We start from the raw sequence: 2,741 nt of genomic DNA, 5'->3' as shown, positions 1-2,741 counted from the left end.
TATATTGTTGTTTTTCAATGGTTTGCAACAAATCCAAGTCTTCCTTGATTTTAGTCGAGTAATTCATCCCACTAATATACGACATGAAGCTTCTGATTTAGTATTAGTTGCAATGGGAACAGCTTTTGAGCCAAATGGTCCTGCAGTAAAATTTTGTATAATTAATGATATTGTAGGTGTTTCTTTTTTGGGTAAAATGTCACATGCTAATATTTTATCTAATTTATTAAGCAGTTCCGTACTCTTACACACCTCTTTAGAAGAATCATTTGGAATGGTTTTAGTAGAAGCAATGAATTACGGTTTACCGATCGTAGCTGGTAAAAGCAGTGGAGCCGTTCCATGGGTTGTTAAAGAAGCTGGAATTATGATAAATTTATCAGACATTGACGAAATAAGCGATGCTCTTGAAGAACTTCTAACGAATGAAGATTTATATAATAAGCTTTCTGCTAATGGGAAAAAAAATGTGGCTGACCGTTTCAGTTTAGATTTTGTTGCAAAAAAATATATGGAATTATATGAAAAAAACTAAATCAATCACACTTACTTTAAATTGAGATCTAGAAAATATGCGTAACTATAATTTATTTTTTTCTTTTTTATGTATACTAGTTTTTTTAGTTCCATTTTACAGGGTTCAACTTCAGTATGATTTTAGGTTGTATGTTGGGGTTTTGTATTTATTATATATTATATCTACAAAAAAACTATTTATTAAAGTTGGCCCAATAATAAATTTAAAATATCACTTCTCGTTTTATTTTTGGGTGACGATGACTGTATTCTTTAGTGTCAACATTTACTATTCGCTACAGTATCTTTACAATTACTATTACTTAGGTGTCTTATTTTTGCTTATAATTTATTATGTTAATTCATATGAAAAATTTATGGTATTATCTAAAATTATTATTGCATCTTATGTACTTCAAATGTTTATTGTATTAATGCAGTACCTGAAATTTGAATCATTTTATTTGAATGATGTAGAAAATCTTGGATTAAATACTGGAATGACACAGAATAGTAGTGGAGGTATTCGATATTGGGGAAGTTTTGGTGAGGCATTAGTATTGTCTACATATTTAACCAGTATTGGTATAGGAGTCTCTGTTTATATGATATCAGTGTTTAAGAAAAATATAGTTACCTACATTTTAATATTAACAATTATTTTTACTATTTACCTAACTGGTTCTAGAGCAGGTTTGTCGATTTATATTATAATGATATGTGTGTATTTGTTTCTATCCAAGGTGTCTAGTCTTTTTATGATTATTGGACTAATTTTATTTGTATTAATTGGATCACAATTTTCAATATTATCCTTTATAGGAGCGAGTGAGAATCTCTCTAGATTTGCACAACTTCAAGGTAATGATGCCCGTTATGTACTTTGGACTAAAGGATTTAATATTATTTATAACAACCCAATTTTTGGATCTTCAATTGGTTGTTTAAATTATAGTTTGAAAGAACATAATCTATTGCCAGGGTTTGTTTCAACCATCAACGCGTCTGGTCATGTTGAGAATTCATTCCTAACGATTTTATTTTCAGTTGGAATTGCTGGATTTCTATTTTTTTTAGGTTTAGTTTTTTATCCTTTAACTTTGATAAGGCGTTATCATTTGATGACTCTATCAGATATGTCTCTTTATAAGGCAATTACGAAGGCTTATACCTATAGTTACATTTCTTTGCTTCTATGTATGTTTACAGAGCCTTCAGTTGGAGTCCATATGAGAAGTTCAATGGTCTTTATTATTATGAATGCACTTGTTTGTTGCCTAGCTAAAATTTATGTAATCGATAACGACATGTTAAACTCAAAATCTAGCATAAAATCTCTAATTGTATCTTCATAAAAAATTATAAAATTAACTTATAATGCGTCAATTATTGTTTTTTATTTTCAGATGTACAAGATTCATTTTCAGGAAAATTAGTTTCCTCTACTTCTCTTTTATTGCAAAAGGAATGTTTTATATTTTCAATGTTTCTTATGCTGAAGGTTTTACGTCAAATGGGTTGCCAATAGTAGATATCAATCCTGGATGTAAAATGAAAGTGGGTTCTAACTTGCGTTTAAACAACAGTTTTTCCGCTAATCGTATAGGGCGTCAACAACCTTGTTTTTTTGTTTTAAATCATAACGGCCAACTTACTATTGGTGATAATGTTGGTTTAAGTTCAACTGCAATAATATGCCATCATAAGATTACAATTGGTAATAACGTTCGGACAGGAGGAAATACAGTTATTTATGACACAGATTTCCATAGTCTGCACAGCCATATAAGACAAGATAAAAATGAAGATCAAAGCATGATTTCGAAGAAACCCATCAATATACAAGATAATGTTTTTATAGGTGCTCATTCTACAATATTGAAAGGAGTTACAATTGGTAAAAATTCTATTGTTGGTGCCTGCTCTGTTGTTACAAAAGATATTCCTGATAATCAAATTTGGGCAGGCAACCCAGCCCAGTTTATAAGAAATATATAATTACCTCGTACAATCAACTATGATATTTATCGTAATACCTGTATTTAACAGATGGGAGTACACTCAGGCATGTTTATCAAGTTTGAACTCACAATCTTATACAGATTATAAGGTTATTGGGTCGTGCCTTAAAAGTGGATATTAAGCTTGAAAAAGAGATGGTTAATCAGCAACCCAATCACCGTGTCGTGCATTAAAACCGACTTGGAAAAACAGATGGTGCGACG

At 30.4% G+C, this 2,741-nt stretch carries 4 protein-coding genes; all 4 read left to right on the top strand.

Translation table 11 applies throughout. From position 1 onward, the window contains the following. A partial coding sequence (locus FH603_RS27925) for a glycosyltransferase family 4 protein (RefSeq protein WP_186742619.1) occupies positions 1 to 535 on the top strand: 535 nt, incomplete at its 5' end. Between the two features lie 358 nt (positions 536 to 893). Beyond that, the gene (locus FH603_RS27920; protein WP_186742617.1) at positions 894 to 1,871 is read left to right on the top strand and encodes an O-antigen ligase family protein; all 978 of its coding nucleotides are present in this window, start codon (positions 894 to 896) and stop codon (positions 1,869 to 1,871) included. A gap of 22 nt (positions 1,872 to 1,893) precedes the next feature. After that, complete coding sequence (locus FH603_RS27915; protein WP_186742615.1) at positions 1,894 to 2,514, top strand: acyltransferase; 621 nt, start codon at positions 1,894 to 1,896, stop codon at positions 2,512 to 2,514. 19 nt (positions 2,515 to 2,533) lie between these two features. Next, positions 2,534 to 2,659 carry a glycosyltransferase family 2 protein gene (locus tag FH603_RS29170; protein ID WP_342355234.1) on the top strand — a complete coding sequence of 42 codons (126 nt, stop codon included), beginning with the start codon at positions 2,534 to 2,536 and terminating at the stop codon, positions 2,657 to 2,659. The last annotated feature ends 82 nt before the right edge of the window (positions 2,660 to 2,741 follow it).

Origin of the sequence: Spirosoma utsteinense, assembly GCF_014282275.1 — a bacterium.
Lineage (GTDB): Bacteria > Bacteroidota > Bacteroidia > Cytophagales > Spirosomataceae > Spirosoma > Spirosoma utsteinense.
Note: the sequence above shows the minus strand (reverse complement) of the source record. Positions and strands in the feature narration are given on the sequence as shown.

Bases quoted from the DNA above. Each gene is read 5' to 3' on its own strand.
- FH603_RS29170 (WP_342355234.1), top strand. From the start codon at position 2,534: ATGATATTTATCGTAATACCTGTATTTAACAGATGGGAGTACACTCAG.
- FH603_RS27915 (WP_186742615.1), top strand. From the start codon at position 1,894: ATGCGTCAATTATTGTTTTTTATTTTCAGATGTACAAGATTCATTTTC.
- FH603_RS27920 (WP_186742617.1), top strand. From the start codon at position 894: ATGGTATTATCTAAAATTATTATTGCATCTTATGTACTTCAAATGTTT.